Origin of the sequence: Mesorhizobium sp. YM1C-6-2, assembly GCF_003666685.1 — a bacterium.
Lineage (GTDB): Bacteria > Pseudomonadota > Alphaproteobacteria > Rhizobiales > Rhizobiaceae > Mesorhizobium_K.
The window spans coordinates 134643-152924 of record NZ_RCIZ01000004.1 but is presented as its reverse complement, the minus strand read 5'-3'; the positions used below and the strand labels follow the sequence as shown (position 1 = coordinate 152924).

16 protein-coding genes and 1 tRNA gene are annotated in these 18282 nt (G+C 62.5%); 8 read left to right on the top strand and 9 right to left on the bottom strand.

Annotated features, from left to right (window positions below):
* Positions 1 to 13 precede the first annotated feature (13 nt).
* Both D8676_RS12530 and D8676_RS12525 read right to left on the bottom strand, forming a co-directional pair.
* Positions 14 to 751, bottom strand: a complete 738-nt coding sequence (locus D8676_RS12530) for an SDR family oxidoreductase (RefSeq protein WP_121581235.1) — start codon at positions 749 to 751, stop codon at positions 14 to 16.
* Positions 748 to 1914, bottom strand: a complete 1167-nt coding sequence (locus D8676_RS12525) for an acetyl-CoA acetyltransferase (protein ID WP_121581234.1) — start codon at positions 1912 to 1914, stop codon at positions 748 to 750. The genes D8676_RS12530 and D8676_RS12525 overlap by 4 nt, the downstream gene beginning before the upstream one ends.
* 152 nt (positions 1915 to 2066) lie before the next feature.
* Here D8676_RS12525 and betI point away from each other — a divergent pair, with 152 nt between their 5' ends.
* The 6 genes from betI (at position 2067) to D8676_RS12495 (ending at position 8299) form a co-directional block, all read left to right on the top strand.
* Positions 2067 to 2675: a transcriptional regulator BetI gene (gene betI, locus D8676_RS12520; RefSeq protein WP_121581233.1), complete on the top strand. Its 609-nt coding sequence runs from the start codon at positions 2067 to 2069 to the stop codon at positions 2673 to 2675.
* Between the two features lie 16 nt (positions 2676 to 2691).
* Complete coding sequence (locus D8676_RS12515; protein ID WP_121581232.1) at positions 2692 to 3330, top strand: glutathione S-transferase family protein; 639 nt, start codon at positions 2692 to 2694, stop codon at positions 3328 to 3330.
* Positions 3327 to 4316 carry a threonine/serine dehydratase gene (locus D8676_RS12510; RefSeq protein WP_121581231.1) on the top strand — a complete coding sequence of 330 codons (990 nt, stop codon included), beginning with the start codon at positions 3327 to 3329 and terminating at the stop codon, positions 4314 to 4316. Before D8676_RS12515 ends, D8676_RS12510 begins: the two co-directional genes overlap by 4 nt.
* Entirely contained in the window at positions 4309 to 5961 is a 1653-nt protein-coding gene (betA, locus tag D8676_RS12505) for a choline dehydrogenase (protein WP_121581230.1), read from the top strand. Before D8676_RS12510 ends, betA begins: the two co-directional genes overlap by 8 nt.
* 46 nt (positions 5962 to 6007) lie before the next feature.
* Positions 6008 to 7471 carry a betaine-aldehyde dehydrogenase gene (gene betB, locus D8676_RS12500; protein ID WP_121581229.1) on the top strand — a complete coding sequence of 488 codons (1464 nt, stop codon included), beginning with the start codon at positions 6008 to 6010 and terminating at the stop codon, positions 7469 to 7471.
* Between the two features lie 75 nt (positions 7472 to 7546).
* Positions 7547 to 8299, top strand: a complete 753-nt coding sequence (locus tag D8676_RS12495; protein ID WP_121581228.1) for a DUF5131 family protein — start codon at positions 7547 to 7549, stop codon at positions 8297 to 8299.
* On the opposite strand, the gene D8676_RS12490 is transcribed toward D8676_RS12495, so the two are convergent.
* The 3 genes from D8676_RS12490 to D8676_RS12480 all read right to left on the bottom strand — a co-directional run bounded on the left by D8676_RS12490 (position 8260) and on the right by D8676_RS12480 (position 13028).
* Positions 8260 to 9171 carry a three-Cys-motif partner protein TcmP gene (locus tag D8676_RS12490; RefSeq protein ID WP_121581227.1) on the bottom strand — a complete coding sequence of 304 codons (912 nt, stop codon included), beginning with the start codon at positions 9169 to 9171 and terminating at the stop codon, positions 8260 to 8262. The genes D8676_RS12495 and D8676_RS12490 overlap by 40 nt on opposite strands.
* A gap of 80 nt (positions 9172 to 9251) precedes the next feature.
* A complete protein-coding gene (locus D8676_RS12485; RefSeq protein ID WP_121581226.1) occupies positions 9252 to 11489 on the bottom strand; it encodes a mannose-1-phosphate guanylyltransferase/mannose-6-phosphate isomerase in 2238 nt (745 codons plus the stop codon).
* Positions 11490 to 11507: 18 nt separating this feature from the next.
* A complete protein-coding gene (locus D8676_RS12480; protein WP_121581225.1) occupies positions 11508 to 13028 on the bottom strand; it encodes a phosphomannomutase/phosphoglucomutase in 1521 nt (506 codons plus the stop codon).
* A gap of 224 nt (positions 13029 to 13252) precedes the next feature.
* Here D8676_RS12480 and D8676_RS12475 point away from each other — a divergent pair.
* Positions 13253 to 13329: transfer RNA gene (locus D8676_RS12475), tRNA-Pro, on the top strand.
* Between the two features lie 168 nt (positions 13330 to 13497).
* On the opposite strand, the gene D8676_RS12470 is transcribed toward D8676_RS12475, so the two are convergent.
* Genes D8676_RS12470 through D8676_RS12455 form a run of 4 tightly spaced genes read right to left on the bottom strand, consistent with a single transcriptional unit; the run spans position 13498 to position 16887 of the window.
* Positions 13498 to 14202, bottom strand: a complete 705-nt coding sequence (locus D8676_RS12470; protein ID WP_121581224.1) for an RraA family protein — start codon at positions 14200 to 14202, stop codon at positions 13498 to 13500.
* Positions 14203 to 14251: 49 nt separating this feature from the next.
* Positions 14252 to 15361, bottom strand: a complete 1110-nt coding sequence (locus D8676_RS12465; protein ID WP_121581223.1) for a mannonate dehydratase — start codon at positions 15359 to 15361, stop codon at positions 14252 to 14254.
* A gap of 9 nt (positions 15362 to 15370) precedes the next feature.
* Positions 15371 to 16144 (bottom strand): SDR family oxidoreductase, encoded by a 774-nt coding sequence (locus tag D8676_RS12460; protein ID WP_121581222.1) that lies wholly within the window; start codon positions 16142 to 16144, stop codon positions 15371 to 15373.
* Complete coding sequence (locus D8676_RS12455; protein ID WP_245426765.1) at positions 16141 to 16887, bottom strand: FadR/GntR family transcriptional regulator; 747 nt, start codon at positions 16885 to 16887, stop codon at positions 16141 to 16143. The genes D8676_RS12460 and D8676_RS12455 overlap by 4 nt, the downstream gene beginning before the upstream one ends.
* Before the next feature lie 166 nt (positions 16888 to 17053).
* On the opposite strand from D8676_RS12455, the gene uxuA reads away from it, so the two are divergent.
* Positions 17054 to 18238: a mannonate dehydratase gene (uxuA, locus tag D8676_RS12450; RefSeq protein WP_121581221.1), complete on the top strand. Its 1185-nt coding sequence runs from the start codon at positions 17054 to 17056 to the stop codon at positions 18236 to 18238.
* Positions 18239 to 18282 lie beyond the last annotated feature (44 nt).

Sequence of the window (18282 nt, the reverse complement as noted above, 5' to 3'; positions counted from 1 at the left end):
GAGGGCGAGGTTCCTAGCCCAATATTCCGGACGACAGGAAGCCGCCATCGACCGAGAGCGTGTGGCCGTTGATGAAGCTCGCCTCCGGCGACAGCAGGAAGGCGACCGCTGCCGCCACCTCGTCCGGTTCACCGTAGCGGCCCTGTGGAATCTGCCGCATCCAGAGCCGTCTTTCCTCCGGTCCGTGCAACTTCGATACCATCGGCGTCTCGATCGGCCCCGGCGCAACGCAGTTCACCCTGACGCCGCGATTGCCGAACTCCAGCGCCAGCACCTCCGACATCAACTTCAATCCGGCCTTCGACGCGCCATAGGCGACGCGGCCACGGTTGGCGCGGATACCGGAGACCGAAGCCATGTTGACGATCGAAAGCGAAGCTCCCATCCGCTCCAGCGCCGCTCGAGACGCTATGAAAGAGCCGACGAGATTGACGTCGAGGATTTCCCGGAACAGCTCCGCGCTCGTTTCGTCGGCGGGCAAGTCGCGCACGATGCCTGCCGAATTGACCAGCCCGCCGACGAGGCCGAGCCTGTCGACGACCTCGTCAAAGGCAGCGCTGATGTCGTCCTCGTCAGTGACGTCGGCTGCCAGGAAGATCGCGTTTTCGTCGGCAAAGGCGCCTTCGGCCGAAACGAGCGCGTCGGCGTCCGCATCGACCACGGCAACCGGCCAGCCGTCGTCCAGCAACCGCTTCACCACGGCCATACCAATTCCGGAGGCGCCGCCCGTCACGATGGCTGGATGTTTCATCTGATCCTTTCGAGGATCGAGACGTAGTTGGCGACCGCTGCGCCGCCCATGTTGAAGATGCCTCCGAGCGTTGCGTTGGGAACCTGGATGCCCTCCGCCTCGCCCGCCAGTTGCATGGCCGTCAGCACGTGCATCGAAACGCCTGTGGCGCCGATCGGATGCCCCTTGGACTTCAATCCGCCCGACGGGTTGACGGGCAGCCGTCCGCCCATCGCCGTCTGCCCCTCCAACGCGACGCGCCCTCCCTCGCCCTGCGCGGCAAGACCCATGGCCTCGTATTCGATGAGCTCTGCGATGGTGAAACAGTCATGCGTCTCGACAAAGGAAAGGTCGTCGATCTTCGCGCCCGCCTTGTCGAGTGCCCGCGACCACGCCTCTCCGCAGCCCTCGAAAAGAAGGATGTCACGCTTCGACATCGGCAGGAAATCCTGCACATGCTCGTTGGCGCGAAAGCCTATCGCGCGGCGCATGGAAAGGGCATCCTCAGCCTCGGCTAGCACCAATGCTGCCGCACCGTCCGATACCGGCGAGCAGTCGGTCCGTTTCAGCGGCCCCGCGACGAACGGGTTCTTGTCGCTTTCCTGTCGGCAGAAATCGAAGCCAAGATCCTTGCGCAGCTGTGCGTAAGGGTTGCCGACCCCGTTCCGATGGTTCTTGGCCGCGATCATGGCCAGCGCATCCGACTGGTCGCCGTGACGCTGGAAATAGGCCTGCGCGATCTTGCCGAAGACGCCTGCAAAGCCGGCCGGCGTGTCGCCGTCCTCAGGCAGGTACGAGGCCTTGAGCAGATTCCTGCCGATCTCCGGGCCCGATGTCGTCGTCATCTGCTCCGCGCCGACCACCAGCACGATGCGCGCCGCGCCGGCGTCGATCGCACGTATCCCCTGCCGCACCGCGGCCGAGCCGGTCGCGCAGGCATTTTCCACGCGGGTGGCCGGCTTGAACCGAAGCCGGTCGTCCGCCTGCAGCACCAGGCTCGCCGTGAAATCCTGCGGCGAGAAGCCGGCGTTGAAATGTCCGAGAACGATCTCGTCCACATCCTCCGGGCCGATGCCGGCATGTTCGATCGCCTCGGTTGCGACCTTTGTAATCAGGCTTTCGAGCGTCTCGCCTTCCAGCTTGCCTAAGCGCGAATGTGCCCAGCCGACGATGCTGGCTGTCATCTTTCTCTCCCTGTGCGGGGACTGAGGGCGTTATCCTAAAATGGACGCGCAGGCACGGGTCGTAAAGACCAAGGCGCAAAGTTAGCATTTCCGGACGGAATCTTTATTGATTGATCAGTCAATAAAAAATACTTTTGCCGGAGAGGTCTCGAATGCCGAAAGTCGGAATGGAACCGCTGCGCCGCCGGGCGCTGATCGATGCGACGATCTCCGCGATCGGCGATCGCGGCTCGCTCGACGTGACCATGTCCGAGATCGCGAGCCGCGCCGGCGTATCCTCCGCGCTGGCGCATCACTATTTCGGCGCCAAGGACGAGTTGCTGCAGGCGACGATGCGGCATCTGCTCGCCGAACTGAATGCCGACACGCGCCAGGCGCTTGCGGCCGCCTCGACGCCGCGCCAACGCGTTTCCGCCGTCATCGCCGTCAATTTCTCCGACAAGCAGTTCCAGCCCGAGACAATCGCCGCCTGGCTAGCGTTCTATGTCGAGGCGCAGAAATCGACGGCGCTGAGGCGTCTGCTGCGCATCTATGCGCGCCGTCTCCATTCCAATCTGATGAGCGGGCTTTCCGATCTGTTGCCGCTCACAGAGGCGGACAGTGCCGCCGAAGGCATCGCCGCGCTTATCGACGGGCTCTACATCCGCCGCGCACTCAAGCAAGGTGAGCCGGACGCGCACTCTGCGATCACATTGGTCACCGACTACCTAGAGATGAAACTCGCTCTCAGACCGGCAGCGCCCACGCCCCGTTCGAGATGAAGGAGAGGAGAGACGGATGATAACGGTATGGGGACGCGCAACGTCCAGCAATGTGCAGATCGTCATGTGGGCGCTGGCCGAGATCGGGCTGGAATGCAATCGCATCGATGTCGGCGGCTCCTTCGGCGGTACCGACACGCGCGACTATCTCAGGATGAATCCCAACAAGCTTGTCCCGACCATCCAGGACGGCGATCTTACGCTGTGGGAGAGCGCGGCGATCGTTCGCTACCTCGGGGCGAAATATGCCAATGCCAGCTTCTGGCCGACGGACCCGGTCGAGCGGGCACGCATCGATCAATGGGCCGAATGGTCGAAAACGACGTTCGGCCCAACCCTGCTCACGGGAATCTTCTTGCCGCTGATCGTGACCCGGGAAGAGAACCGCGACGCCAAGGCATTGGCCGCGGCTGTGACGCGCATGCAGGGCTTGGCGAAGATCATCGACGCCAGGCTGGCCGAAACCGCATTTCTCGGCGGCCAACACCCGGCATTCGGTGACTGCATCTTCGGGACGCTTCTCTACCGCTACTTCACCCTCGATTTCGACCGGGCCGAGACGCCGCATTTGCGCGCCTATTACGACCGGCTTTGCGCCAGGTCGGCCTATGCGCGCCACGCGATGGTTTCCTATGAAAGCATGAGAGCAAAATGATCCCTACCCTCGACCATCTCAAGCGCGCCTACGCCGTCACGTCGCAGGCGACGCAGATCACGCCGCTGCTCGAATCCGCCGCGCTCGCAAAGCAAACGGGTGCGGCGCGCGTCTTCGTCAAACCCGAATCGCTGCAATGGGCGGGCTCCTTCAAGGTGCGCGGCGCCTATTGGCGGCTGAAGCAGCTTTCTCCCGAGGAAGCCAAGCGAGGCGTGGTCGCCTATTCGTCCGGCAATTTCGCTCAAGGACTGGCGGCGGCAGGCCAGGCGCTCGGCATTCCCGTCACTATCGTCATGCCGATTGATGCGCCTGCCGCAAAGCGCGACGCCACGGCCGGATACGGCGCAACCGTCGTGCTCACCGACCACGGCGAACGCCCCCGCGAGGAGGTTGCCTCCGAGCGTGCGCGGCAGATCGCCAAGGAAGACGACCTTGTTCTTCTCCACCCCTTCGACGACCCCGAGATCGTGGCCGGCCAGGCCGGCGTCGGGCTGGAAGCGCTCGACCAACTCGCGGCAAAGGGTGTTCAGGCCGACATTCTTTTCTGCCCCGTCGGCGGTGGCGGTCTGATCGGCGGCGTTGCGCTCGCTTTCCATTATCTATCGCCGAAGACCGAACTTATCGCCGTCGAGCCGGAGGGCTTCGATGGCATGGGCACCTCGCTCGCCCGCAATCAGATCGAGACCATGCCGCTTGGCCCGAAGTCGATCTGCGACGGGCTGATGGCACGCCGGCCGGGCGAAGCGCCCTTCGCGGCGGTCAAGCCAACCGGTCTGCGCGGCGTCACCGTTGACGATGCCTCGGTGCGCCAGGCGATGAAGACCGCCTTCGAGCGTCTCAAAGTGGCTCTGGAGCCCTCAGGCGCCGCGTCGCTTGCTGCTGCTCTCGGCGGCAAGGCGGATGTCAAGGGCAAGACGGTCGTCGTCGTCGCCAGCGGCGGCAACGTTGCGCTCGCCGACTTCGTGAAGCATGTCGAAAATGCTTGAGGCCGACTTTGTCATCATAGGCTCCGGCTCGGCGGGCTCCGCCCTCGCCTATCGTCTCTCGGAGGATGGCAAGCATTCGGTCATCGTCATCGAATATGGCGGGACCGATTTCGGCCCGCTGATCCAGATGCCGTCGGCGCTCTCGATCCCGCTCAACATGAGCCGCTACGACTGGGGCTTTTCCAGCGAGCCGGAGCCGCATCTCGGGGGCCGTGTTCTCGCCACCCCACGCGGCAAGGTGCTCGGAGGTTCCTCCTCCATCAACGGCATGGTCTATGTGCGAGGCCACGCGAGGGACTTTGACCACTGGTCCGAGCAGGGCGCTTCCGGCTGGGCCTTCGCCGACGTTCTCCCCTATTTCAAGCGCATGGAACACGCCAAGGGCGGTGAAGATGGCTGGCGCGGCACCCAAGGGCCACTGCACGTGCAGCGTGGCCCGCGCCGCAATCCGCTCTACGCCGCCTTCGTCGAGGCGGGCAGACAGGCTGGGTTCGAGCTTACGGACGACTACAATGGCGCCAAGCAGGAAGGCTTCGGGCCGATGGAGCAGACGATCCATCTCGGCCGCCGCTGGTCTGCCGCCAACGCCTATCTCAGGCCCGCGCTCAGGCGCAAGAATGTGAGGCTCGTCAATGGCTTCGCACGGCGCGTGATCATCGAGAATCAACGTGCCATTGGTGTCGAGATCGAATCTCGCAAAAAGATTCAGGTCGTCAAGGCAAGACGCGAAGTCGTCATCGCGGCCTCGGCAGTCAATTCGCCAAAGCTTTTGATGCTGTCGGGCATCGGGCCGGCCGGAGAGCTTAAGCGCAATGGTGTCGATGTCATCGCCGACCGCCCGGGCGTCGGTCGCAACCTGCAGGACCACCTGGAGCTCTACATCCAGCAGGAATCACTGCACCCCATCACGCTCAACTCGGTCTTCAATCCCTTCTCCAAGGCCCTGATCGGCGCCGAATGGCTTTTCTTCAAGACCGGTCTCGGGGCAACCAATCACTTCGAGGCGGCGGCCTTCGTTAGGTCCGCACCCGGGGTCGACTATCCTGATATCCAGTACCACTTCATTCCGGCGGCCGTTCGTTATGACGGCAAGGCCGCGGCCTCCGGACATGGCTTCCAGGCGCATGTCGGGCCGATGCGCTCCAAGTCCCGCGGCACCGTCACGCTGCGCTCGCCCGACCCGTGGACGAAACCCGAAATCCGCTTCAACTACATGTCGCACCCTGACGATTGGCGTGACTTCCGCCACTGCATAAGGTTGACGCGAGAGATCTTCGGGCAGGCTGCCTTCGACCCCTATCGGGGCCGCGAGATTTCGCCCGGTAGCCGGGTCCAGACCGACGACGAACTCGACGGCTTCATCCGCCAGCACGCGGAGAGCGCCTATCATCCCTGCGGGACCTGCAAGATGGGCAGCCTGTCTGATCCGCTGAGTGTGGTCGATCCTGAATGCCGCGTCATCGGGGTCGAGGGCCTGCGCGTCGCCGACTCCTCGGTCTTTCCGCGCGTCACCAACGGCAACCTCAACGGCCCCTCGATCATGACCGGAGAGAAGGCAGCCGACCACATACTCGGCCGCACTCCGCTGCCGCCGTCCAACCAGGAGCCCTGGATCAATCCGCGTTGGCGCGAAAGCGATCGCTGAACGCGTCGGGCGTGCTAAAGAGGCGTAAAGCGCAAGGGAGTCTCCGATGAAAGCCCAGCCCAAGGCATCGCATTACATCAACGGCAGCTTCGTCGACGACGAGCGCGGCAAGGCCATTCCGGTCATTTACCCGGCGACCGGCGAGACCATCGCAACCGTGTATTCCGCCACAGAGAATGTCGTCGAACTGGCGATCGAGGCCGCCCGCGAAGCGCAGCCCGCCTGGGCTAGGCTGAAGCCCGTCGAGCGAGGCCGCATCCTGCGCCGCGCGGCGGACATATTGCGCGCCCGCAATGACGAGCTGGCGCGGCTGGAGACGCTCGACACCGGCAAGGCTATCCAGGAGACGCTGGTCGCCGACCCTGCCTCGGCAGCCGACGCGCTCGAATATTTCGGCGGAGCAGTCGCCAGCTACAACGGCGACTATGTCGATTTCGGCGGCCCCTTTGCCTATACGCGCCGCGAAGCACTCGGCGTCTGCGTCGGCATCGGCGCCTGGAACTATCCGATCCAGGGCGCCGGCTGGAAGTCCGCTCCGGCGCTGGCCATGGGCAACGCCATGGTGTTTAAGCCCTCCGAAAACACGCCACTCTCCGCTCTCGCCCTCGCCGAGATCTACACCGAGGCCGGCCTGCCCAATGGCCTTTTCAACGTCGTGCAGGGTTATGGCGACGTGGGCGCCGCTCTCGCCTCCCACCCGATCGTCGCTAAAGTATCGCTCACCGGCTCGGTGCCGACCGGCCGCAAGGTACTCGGCCTTGCCGGCTCGCTGATGAAGCACGCCACGATGGAACTCGGCGGCAAGTCGCCGCTCATCATCTTCGACGACGCCGATGTCGAGAACGCCGTTGGCGGCGCCATGCTGGCGAACTTCTACTCCACCGGCCAGGTCTGCTCGAACGGCACGCGCGTCTTCGTACAGAACGGCCTGCACGATCGCTTCCTCGACCGCCTCACCGAACGCACCAAGGCGATCCGCATCGGCGATCCGCTCGACCCCGAGACCCAGATGGGGCCGCTCATCAACAGGGCTCAGCATGAGAAGGTGCTGTCCTATATCGACATCGGCAAACAGGAAGGTGCGACGCTGCACCACGGCGGCGCAGAGCCCTCACTCCAGGGCTTCGAATCCGGATTCTACGTCGAGCCGACGATCTTCACCGGCGTCACCGATGGCATGCGTATCGCCCGCGAAGAGATCTTCGGACCGGTCTTGTCCGTGCTGAAGTTCGATGCCGAGGACGAAGTGATCGCCCGCGCCAACGACACCGAGTTCGGTCTTTCGGCTGGCGTCTTCACGCGCGATCTGCCGCGGGCCCACCGCGTGATTGCCGAGCTGCAGGCCGGCACCTGTTGGATCAACCACTACAATCTCGCGCCGGTTGAAATCCCCTTCGGCGGCTTCAAGCAGTCCGGCATCGGCCGCGAGAACTCGCTCGCCGCCCTCGACCATTATTCGCAGCTGAAATCCGTCTACGTCGAGACAGGCGACGTGGTCAGCCCTTACTAAACGCCTCGAGTCCCATCCATTTTCGCACCAGCCAGGACGATTATTTTTGCCTTAATTACCTAGGAGAATCATCCTATGGCTGAAACCTCAATCGAGTGGACCGATGCGACGTGGAATCCTGTTGCAGGATGCACGATCCTGACGGCAGGCTGCACCAACTGCTACGCAATGAGAATGGCTTCCCGGCTCGAAGCCATGGGTGTCGAAAAATATTCAGGGCTGACGCGGAAGAGCGGAGGCCGTGCCAAGTGGACAGGCAAGGTTGTTCTCGACCCCAAATCCCTTTCCATCCCCGCCGGCTGGTCCAAACCCCGCCGCGTGTTTGTGAACTCCATGTCCGACCTTTTTCATCCCGACGTTCCAGCCCATTTCATTCGACGAATCTGGAAGGTCATGGCGGATACGCCACGTCACACCTATCAAATCCTTACGAAACGCCCCAGCCGTATGGCTGCGGTTCTTAGTCTCAATGGCTTTCAAGTGCTGCCAAATGTGTGGCTTGGAACGAGTGTCGAAGATAGCCATGTACTGAGCAGGCTAGACGAACTGCGTCAGGTTCCCGCCGCAGTCAGGTTCGTATCTTTTGAGCCTCTCATTGGGTCGGTTGCTGAGGGAAATCTCAAGGATATTCAATGGGCGATTGTCGGGGGCGAAAGTGGCCCGAATGCAAGGCCGATGGACCCACAATGGATTGATGAAATTTTCGATCAATGCATAGATGCCGACACTACATTCTTCTTCAAACAGTGGGGCGGTAAGAACAAGAAAGCTGCCGGTCGGGTCTATCGTCAGCGCACTTGGGACGACTTGCCTCGCTTGAGTATGTGAGAGGCAATGTCTGTCGCCAAACGGACGGCTGCTGGGCTAGGATTGGATACAGCGAAGAAGAGCGAGGCAAGCGGCGCGCCATTCTTGTGATGGAGGCGAATCGGATCAAGGACCGTTCCTTTGAATGCGCTCGATAGTCGTTCTTTTACGTAACCCTCGATAGCATCGATGTCTGCTCGCCGCACAGCCTGAGCTTCAGTCTCGAACATATCCTTTCGCGAAATGTCGTGGTCGTACCAGCGTTCACGCCAGTTAGGTGTCCCCAAGACACGATCAAGGTTGGCTTCTTTGAAAACATCCAAACGCGTCGGATCATGTGGCGCGTTCCGGTAGAGGCCAGACAGCGGAAAAAAGTACCAGCAGTCCAAGGCCTCGGTCTTAGCTATCGCTTCGACTGTCGACCAAGAAACCTCCATTCCATAAGGATCGAGAAAGATAACACCGCGGATACCCCGCGCTACCGTGTTCGCACCTCGCCAATTGGTCCTCGCACAAAGTCGCTGAACAAGTTTGTTTGCGTCTCCCTGCCGAGGGATAATCGACCTAGTTGGAAACTGATCGATCATCGCCTTCAACTCGGCAAACCGCGACGTATCCTGCTCGATCAACACAACTGAATGCAAAGGAGGATCGATCTCCAAAGCAATGCGCGCCGACCCAGGAGTGGAAATCTCTTCCGGCTCGGCGAACTCCGGACCGAAAAGCGGGAGGGCGGGGCGAACTTCCGTTCGAGACCCCGACCCTGCAAAAGCGTCTATGTAGATGCAAGCGAAGTTCTGATGGCGAAGTGCGAGCGAGAATGCCTGCAGATACTCTTGCAGGCAACGAAGCTTTTTCGGCGTATCAGGGCCGCCAAATTTATGCGCTGCCATTCCCCTTCCCCCTCTCGAGGAAAGCAAATCCGGCAACTGGTGTCGAGTCTCAAAGCTTTATCGAGAAGATTTTCGTCGGGTTACTTAGCCGTCTCCTCCGTCCCATCCAGATACTGCGTCAGCGCGCTGACCAGGTGATAGAAGATGCTGGCCGGCACCTCGGTCGCCAATGAACGTCCGCGTTCGTCGATGCGGTCGATCCAGAGCCCCGTCGGCGCTGGATCGATGTGCCAGCGGAACAGACGGCCGACCCGCGCCTCGACCTCCGGCTTGAGGTCCGGACCACCGCTGCCGTCTAGCGCGATGGCAGCCTTGATCGCCTCAGCCTGCGGCCAGCTGCGCGACAGGGGATCAAGCGGCATGCCCTGCCGGGATACTGCCCCGTAGGCCAGTCCTGTTGCGCGGTTCAGGCCATTGGCGATCGCCGACGCATAGAGCTTGCGCGCGTAGCCACTCATTTCGCTGCGGCCGCTCTTCCCAGCAAAATCGGCCAGCAGAGAAGCCCATTCGAAATGATGTCCAGGTTCCGTCCAGGTCCCTGCCTCGCCAGCCATTGGCCGCCAGCTTTCGTCGAAGAACTCGCCGATCGTCCAGCTTTCCGGGTCGAAGAAATGCTGCTTGAACAAAGCGATGATCCGCTCGGCGCGCATCAGATGCGACGCATCGCTGGTCACGGAATGCCAAGCGAGAAAAGCCTCGAGCAGGTGCATGTGCGGGTTGGACCGGCGCGTCGCTTCCCGGGTCGGTGTCTCAAGATAACCGCCCGCCTCGCTATCCTCCAAATGAGCGTCGAGGAAGGCGAACGTCTCCTCGCCCAGCCGCAATGCATCCGGATTGCCGCAGCGATGCGCCCATGCCAGCGCCAGCAAGACGCAGCTGTGGTCGTAGGCGTCCTCGATCGGGTCGGCGACGCTGCCGTCCACGTTCAGCGTGCGTACCCAGCCGCCGCGTTCCGTGCGGCCGTTCTGGCCCATGAACTCGAGCCCATGCGCGATCAGCCTGTCCGCCGGCCCGTCCCAGCCGCGCATCTTGGCAACCGCAAAGGCATAGACCTGGCGTGCCATGGTCCGCATGCGCTTCGACTTTGGAAGCGGCGAACCGTCAAAGCCGAGCGCCTCGTGGAAGCCGCCATGGATATCGTCGACACCTTTCGTCGACCACAACGGCAAGGTCTCGTCGAACAGCCAGTGATGCACCCGCCGCCGCCAGGCGCCACTGACCAGAACGCGGTCCGGCGCCGGCGTGAAGCGCGTCTCCAGGCGGCCGCTCTTTTCGAGCTGCTCGACGATCTTCTTGACGTTCTGGCTGTGACTCACTGGCGCGACGAAGGTCGCGTCCGGCGTCGAGACGATGGCGACGTTCTTCAGGCCGATCGCCGACAGCAGGTTGCCGTCGCTGCGCAGGTACGAATTCTCGCAGTCGATCGCGACCACATCGCCGAGGATCACATTGCCATTCCCGTCGGCCGCGCTGACATCGAGCAGCGACTGCCAGGAGCCGAGATCGCTCCAGCGGAAGCCGGCCGGCACCATGGCGATCCGCTCGGCCTTTTCCATGATTGCGTAGTCGATCGACTCCGACGGAATCGCCTCATAAAGAGCAAGCGGCATATAGAGACCGGACAGGTCGCTGGTCGCAGCCGCAAATGCCGTTTCGGCCGCGCTCCAGATGTCAGGGCGAAGCTTCAGGAACGCGTCGCGCATCGCCCCTGCCCGGAACAGGAAGATGCCGGTGTTCCAGTAGAAAATTCCTGAGGCGAGATATTGCTCGGCCGTATTTCGATCCGGTTTCTCGACGAAGCGCGAGACGTCGAGCACATGGCCACCATTTGCGGCCTCGATATAACCGTATCCTGTTTCCGGCTGGGTCGGCCGGATCCCGAACACCACGATCCGCCCTTCGCGCGCCGCCGGAACGCCCTCCTCCACCGTGTGCCAGAACTGCGTGTCGGTCGATATCTCATGGTCGGACGGCACGACCAGCATGACCGCATCGCCATGTTCGGCAAGCGTTCGCAGCGTCGCGATCGCCACTGCCGCGGCAGTATTCCTGCCCACCGGCTCGAAGATGGCGCCGCCGCCCCGCACATCGATCTCGCCGAGGTCTCCATGCACGCGGTGCGCGTGTTTCTCGGAGGCTATCAGATAGATCGGCGTCGCCCCTGCCGACCTCGCAGCCAGCCGACGCAAGGTTTTCGCCAGCATAGAGCCTTGGCCCGACAGGTCATGGAACTGCTTCGGGTTGTCCTCGCGCGACAACGGCCATAGCCGCGAGCCGACTCCACCACTCATCACGAAGCTGACGATCTTTTCGCTCATCCCGTCCGCTTCCGGTCCTCAGAAAGTTTGATTGTAGGCGCCGACTTCAGGATTGCGGCGCAGCACCGCATCGACGGCTTCGAACATCTCGCGCCGACGCTCCGACGAAACGGGGCTTTCCACCACCACCACCAGTTCCGGCTTGTTCGACGACGCCCGCACCAGCCCCCATGTTCCGTCCTCGGCGACCACTCTGACACCGTTCACCGTGACAAGGTCTGCGATCTTCTGGCCCGCAAACATTTCGCCGCCGGCCTTCATCGCCTCGATGTCCGCAAACACCCGCTCCACGACGCCGTACTTCACTTCGTCGTCGCAATGCGGCGACATGGTCGGCGTGCCATAGGTGGTGGGCAACTCAGCATAGAGATCCGCCATGGACTTTTGGGGATTTCGGTCGAGCATCTGGCACACGGCGATTGCAGTGACAAGGCCGTCATCGTAGCCGCGCCCGATCGGCGGATTGAAGAAGAAGTGGCCGGATTTTTCGAAACCGGCGATGGCGCCGAGTTCGGCAACCCGCCGCTTGATATGCGAATGGCCAGTTTTCCAGTAGTCGGCCGTAGCTCCGTTCGCCTTCAGGACCGGGTCGGTCTGGAACAGGCCCGTCGACTTCACATCGACCACGAATTTGGCGCCCGGATGCAGGGCGGAGATATCCCTTGCCAGCATGACGCCGACCTTGTCGGCAAAGATCTCGTTGCCGAGATTGTCGACGACGCCGCAACGGTCGCCGTCACCGTCGAAGCCAAGTCCGACATCCGCACCCGTTTCAAGCACCTTGTCGCGGATCGCATGCAGCATCTGCATGTCCTCCGGATTGGGATTGTAGCGCGGGAAAGTGTTATCGAGTTCGACGTCGAGCGGGATCACCTCGCAGCCTATGCGCTCCAGCGCCTCCGGCGCAAAGGCGCCGGCCGTGCCGTTGCCGCAGGCCGCCACTACGCGCAGCTTTCGCGCGATTCTTTTCTCCGCCGTCAGGTCGTCGAGATAAATCTTCCTGAAATCGGCCACGAACTCGTATGCGCCGCCACCTACCAGGTCGAAGTCGCCGGCCAGCACGATCTCCTTCAGCGCCGACATCTCTTCCGGCCCGAACGTCAACGGGCGCTGAGCCCCCATCTTCACGCCGGTCCAGCCATTCTCATTGTGGGACGCAGTAACCATCGCGACGGACGGCGTATCGAGTGCGAACTGCGCGAAATAGGCCGTCGGCGACAATGCGAGCCCAATGTCCTTCACCCGTGCGCCGGCAGCCATCAGTCCTGATACCAGCGCCAGCTTGATCGACAGCGAGTAGCTGCGGAAATCATGGCCCGTGACGATCTCGGGGCCGACGCCGCGCCTGCGGATCAGCGTCGCAAGTCCCATCCCCAGCGCTTGTACACCGATCAGGTTGAGGTCAGGCTGCCTGTCCGATCCCGGATGGCCAAACCACCACCGCGCGTCGTACTCGCGAAAGCCCGTCGCCTTGACCAGCGCCCTCGTCTCGAAATCGAAGCTGTTCGGGCTCGTCTCCCCGACGATCTTGAACGGCACTCGCAGATACTCCAGATAGGAAGAAAAAGTAGTTCAGTTTCGCGCTGGCAGCGCTCCTAGCCCTATAGGCCATGATCCCCGAAAGTTGCAGCCTTTTCGTCATTAGGGCGTGGATCGGGCGGCGCCAACGCTCCCGAAAGCGAAAGCGGGCGGGCAACAGTTAAAACGCAGCCTTTCATGCTTGCAGTATCAAAATCGCGCGGCTATAAGCCCGCGTCTGGTCACGGAGTGTAGCGCAGTCTGGTAGCGCACATCGTTCGGGACGATGGGGTCGCAGGTTCAAATCCTGCCACTCCGACCAGTAGATCAAGCTCTTTCTTTTCCCGACCCTATTGCACAAACGCCGTCGAACGATGCCCGCCGAGGACTATCGATCCTCGTTCTTCGGAATCCCGAAGCGGTTCATGGTGGTCGGCAGCGGGATTTTGCTCCGCAGTTGCCTCACCGGGTCCGATGACGCGGACAAATGTCACATGATGCCGAAGGTCTTATAAGCCTCAACCGCGCTCATCCCCTCGCGAATCGCCTTGGCGACAAGCTTCTCGCCACGCACCTTCTCCAGCGCCAGGCGGACGACCTCCTCTTCCGCATCCCGGGGAATCACGAGGACACCTTCCTTATCGCCGAACAGGAGCGACCCCGGTACGATCCGGACGCCGCCGATCTCCAGCGCGCATCGGTAGTCGATGACCTTGCCGCGCGCGCCCTGGTCCTGCGCATAGTACCCCGTGCAGAAGCATGGGAAATCGAGCGCGCGGATGCCGTCGATGTCGCGGGCGAAACCGTCGAGCAACGCGCCGCGCGCACCGAGAATTTTTGCGCGGGTCGACATCAGTTCACCCCATAGCGCATAGCGCGGAGACGCCCCGCTGGCGACATAGATCTCGCCGGCCTTCAAGTCGTCCAGCGCCTCGAACATCAGGCCGAAGGCCTTCTTCATCAACGGGTTCTGGGTCGCCTCGCCTTCGGAAGGGAAGACATCGGTCTCCAGCACGGGCATGGCGCGGCCGAGGAGCCGCATCCTTTCGTCAACCGGCTTGTAGATGGGCGGCAGGAACTGGTGCTGCAGGCCGATCGTGTCCATCACGTCGCCGACCACGGCAACAAAAAGTTCCGTCTCGAAGAGACTGAACATCTCGGCATCGTCCGCGTAGAGACGCGTTGGCTTGGTCATGAACTCATCCTCAATAGGCAGTGGCAAACGTTTAGGACGGAGCGAAAAACTACTCGGCGGCGACCGCTATCGGCCGGCTGACCGACGGTCCAAGGGCCGCGGCGTTCTGCACCAGGGCGCGCATATAGCCGAGGGCGAAGGCCTTGCCGGCATGCCACGGCGCATTGCAGGACATCTCGGGCGTATGGTCCGGGATCAGGACGCCTTCGTAGCCTTCGTCACGCAGGATGCGAACGATCTCCGCCATGTCGATGTCGCCGTCGTCGACGAAGGTCTCGTGATAGTTGGGCACTTTGCCGCGCACGTTGCGGAAATGGATGTAGCCGATGCGCTTGCGGCGGGCGAAACGCCGGACGTGTTCGTAGATTTCGTCCGTGCCGGGCATTTCCTGAAGCGAGCCGAGGCAAAGCTCAAGGCCGTTCGACGGTGAGTCGACGATGTCCATGAGACGGTCGTACTTCTCCGGCCGGTTGACCAGCCGGGCGGCGCCACGGAGCGCTTCCGCCGGGGGATCGTCGGGATGCGCCGCCATCATCACGCCGGCTTCTTCGGCGACCGGAACGATCTCCCGCAGAAAGAACTCCAACTGCTCCCAGAGCTCCTGGCTGCTGACCTTCACCGGCTCGGCGCCCGCACGGCCAGCACGATAGCGCATATTCCAGACAACCCCGTCGGGCAGCGGCAAATCGGGATCGATCACAGCAAGATCTAGCCCGACCGACATCGCCTCGCCGCGCGCGAACGGCCCGCGCGACCAGCCCCAGACGCCCGCGATAGAGAAATTGTAGCCGATGCAGGGAACACCGGCGCGGCCGGCATCGCGCACGAGCTGCTTCAAGCCTTCGAGTTGTTTTTGCCGATCCGGACCGCCGAGCAGGACATCGGACCAGAAACGCGGCGACAGGTTTTCGATAGCGGCGAGTTCCAGCCCGTTGTCGCGCACCGTCTTCACCAGCCCGGCAAAGTCCTCGTAGGTCCACAATTCATCGGTCGAGCAGTCGCCCCAGCCGTCATTTTCGGTGCCGGCCGAAAGCGAAGGGTCGCGTCCCTGGAAATAGTTGGTGAGATGCGCCACGATGTGGGTGGCGCCCGCCTGCCGGGCAAAGCGGAAATTCTCAGGTGTCAGCGAATCCCGATAAAGGCCAAGTCCGATCTTCACGAATGCCCCCTATTTCACGCCGATGCCGGCGGTGAGGCCGCCATCGATCTTGTAGTCGGCGCCCGTGCAGAAGCCTGCCTTGGATGAGCACAGGAAGGCGATGAGTTCCGCCACTTCCTCGGGCTCGCCGATGCGGCCGATCGGATGTGCCTCGCCGAACCGCTTGTAGGCCGCTTCGACATCGGCGTCGGTGCCATTCTCGCCGCGCGCGGCCTTCTCGAGGATCGGCGTGCGGATCGAACCGGGGCTGACCGAATTCACCCTGATGCCGGACCGCGCGTAATCGAGGGCCAGCGAGCGCGTCAGCGTGTGGATCGCACCCTTGGTCGTCGCATAGGCAGCAACATTCTGCTGGCAGGCGAAGCCCTGAACGGAGGAGACGTTGACGATGGCGCCGCCACCACGCTTGATCATTTCCGGAATCCCGAAATGTGCGGTCAGATAGATCGAGCCGACATTGACGGACATCGCCTTGTTCCAGGTCTCGAAGTCCGTGCTTGTCGCCGTCCCGTAGGGATGCACCGCGGCGGAATTGACGATGATGTCTAGGCCGCCGAAACGATCGACTCCCGCCGCCACCGCCGCTCTCACCTGATCCGGCACCGACACATCCGCGCTGAGCACCAGCGCATCGGCGAGTTCCGCCTGCAACGCGGCATTGGCCTCCTCGACGATGCCGCAGGCGACGATTGCCGCTCCTCCCGACGCAAGCCGCCTGGCGGTCGCAAGCGCTATGCCGGTCGTTCCCGTGATGAGCGCGACCTTGCCGCTGAATTCACTCATGTCTTGCCTTCCTTGAGACTGGATGGTTCTGCCGGCAGGAACTGCTGGCCGAAATCGAGGTGTCGGCTCATCAGATAGGCGTAGGCCAGCCGGTCCCGCGCGCGCAACGCGTCGATGATTTCGCCATGAGCCCGCTTCGTGTCGCCCAGCACCGGGCGCTTCTCCTTGCCGATGGTCATGATACGCACGATGACCGGGGACAGGAACGCATACATCTCTGCAAGCGTGCGGTTGCCGGCCAATCCTATCAGCGCGCTGTGGAAGTCGAAATCGTGCTGCGCGGCCTCCTCGACCGACCGGCTTTCGAGGATCCGCGCGTTGGTCGTTTCCAGAACGTCTATCTCGGCCTCGGTCGCATGCAGCACGAGATGATCGCCGATGCCGACCTCGATGATCCGACGAAAGCCCTGGATGTCCTGGAACGAGGATCGCGACACGTCCATCTGGGCGGCGAAAAAGTTCTGGATGGCGGAGCCCTGACGGTCTGTCAGCACAGCCCCCACGCGCGGCTTCGCCTCGATCAGGCCGTAGGTCCGGATCGTCCGCAGCGCCTCGCGCACGGTGTTGCGGCTGGCGCCGAAGAGGTCGCACAGCTCGCGCTCGGTCGGCAGCACGTCGCCGACGCTCATGCCCCGCACCCGAATGAGATCGAGGATTTGGCCGGCCAGCGTATCGACGGCCGACGGGCTGCTCCCGTCGGGTCCTGCGAGCCGCCCCCGCGGTGCCTGAGCCGATTCGACCAAGTCGATTTCCTCCTTAATTGTTGGACCACAATTACCCTACAGGACCCGAAAGGCAACCGTTTTAATGGTAATTCCTTATTTCTTATCCAGTGCGCGCTTGGCAAATGGCAGTTGACAGCTCTTCTGGTCCAACAATATGGTCCCAGCTCTTTACGGAGGTATTTCAGTGGAACAGTGCTGGCGCTGGTATGGACCGGATGATCCGGTCACGCTCGATCAGATCAAACAGGCTGGCGCGACGGGTGTGGTTACGGCTCTGCACGACATCTATGACGGCCGCGCATGGCCCCTGGCCAATGTGCTCGAACGCAAGCGCATCATCGAAAGCAGCGGACTGACATGGTCGGTCGTCGAGAGCATCCCGGTCCACAATTCGATCAAGGTCGGTTCGCCCGAAAGGCAGCGCTACACCGGCTGGTACAAGGACAGCATCCGCGCGCTGGCGGAAGCCGGCATCCACCTCATCTGCTACAACTTCATGCCGGTCGTCGACTGGACCCGTACCGATCTTGCCTACCGGCTGCCGACTACCGGCTACGCCCTGCGCTTCGATGCGATCGACTTCGCCGCCTACGACCTTTTCGTGCTCCAGCGCAGGAATGCCGCCGCGGACTACAGCACGGCACGCATTGCCGAAGCCGAGTCGCGGCTGAAGGAATTGAGCAACGAGCGGATCGAGCAGATCGAGCGCAACCTGATCGCCGGCCTGCCGGCGACCGAACGCAGCTACAACCGCGAGACGATGCGGGAGGCGCTTGCCGAATATGACGACATCGGCCCCGACCAGTTGCGGTCGAACCTTGCGTGGTTCCTGCAGGAGATCATCCCGGTCGCGGAAGAAGTCGGCACGCGCATGTGCATCCATCCCGACGATCCGCCCTTCTCTCTCTATGGTTTGCCGCGCATCGTCTCGACCGCCAATGACGCCCGTTTCATCCTCGGCGCCGTCGACAGCCGCGCCAACGGCCTGACGCTCTGCACCGGCTCCTATGGCACGCGTGCGGACAACGACATCGTCGCCATGGTCGAGGAATTCGGCCCGCGGATCTACTTCGCCCATCTGCGCAACGTGACACTGGAGGATGACGGCTCGTTCTACGAGGCCGAGCATCTCGAAGGCGGAACGGACATGGCGGCTGTCGTGCTGGCGCTCATGAAGGAGGAGGCGCGCCGGCGCCGTGACGGTCGCACCGACTGGCGCATCCCGATGCGCCCGGATCACGGCCATCTCCTCGCCGACGACATCGGCAAGACCAGAATCAATCCGGGTTACTCGCTGATCGGCCGGCTCAAGGGGCTCGCGGAACTGCGGGGGATCATGCGCGCCGTAGAGCGCTTCGATCTGGCCTGAGACGGAACAAGCCACAACCTGTTTGCACTTGTAAAAACTATTTG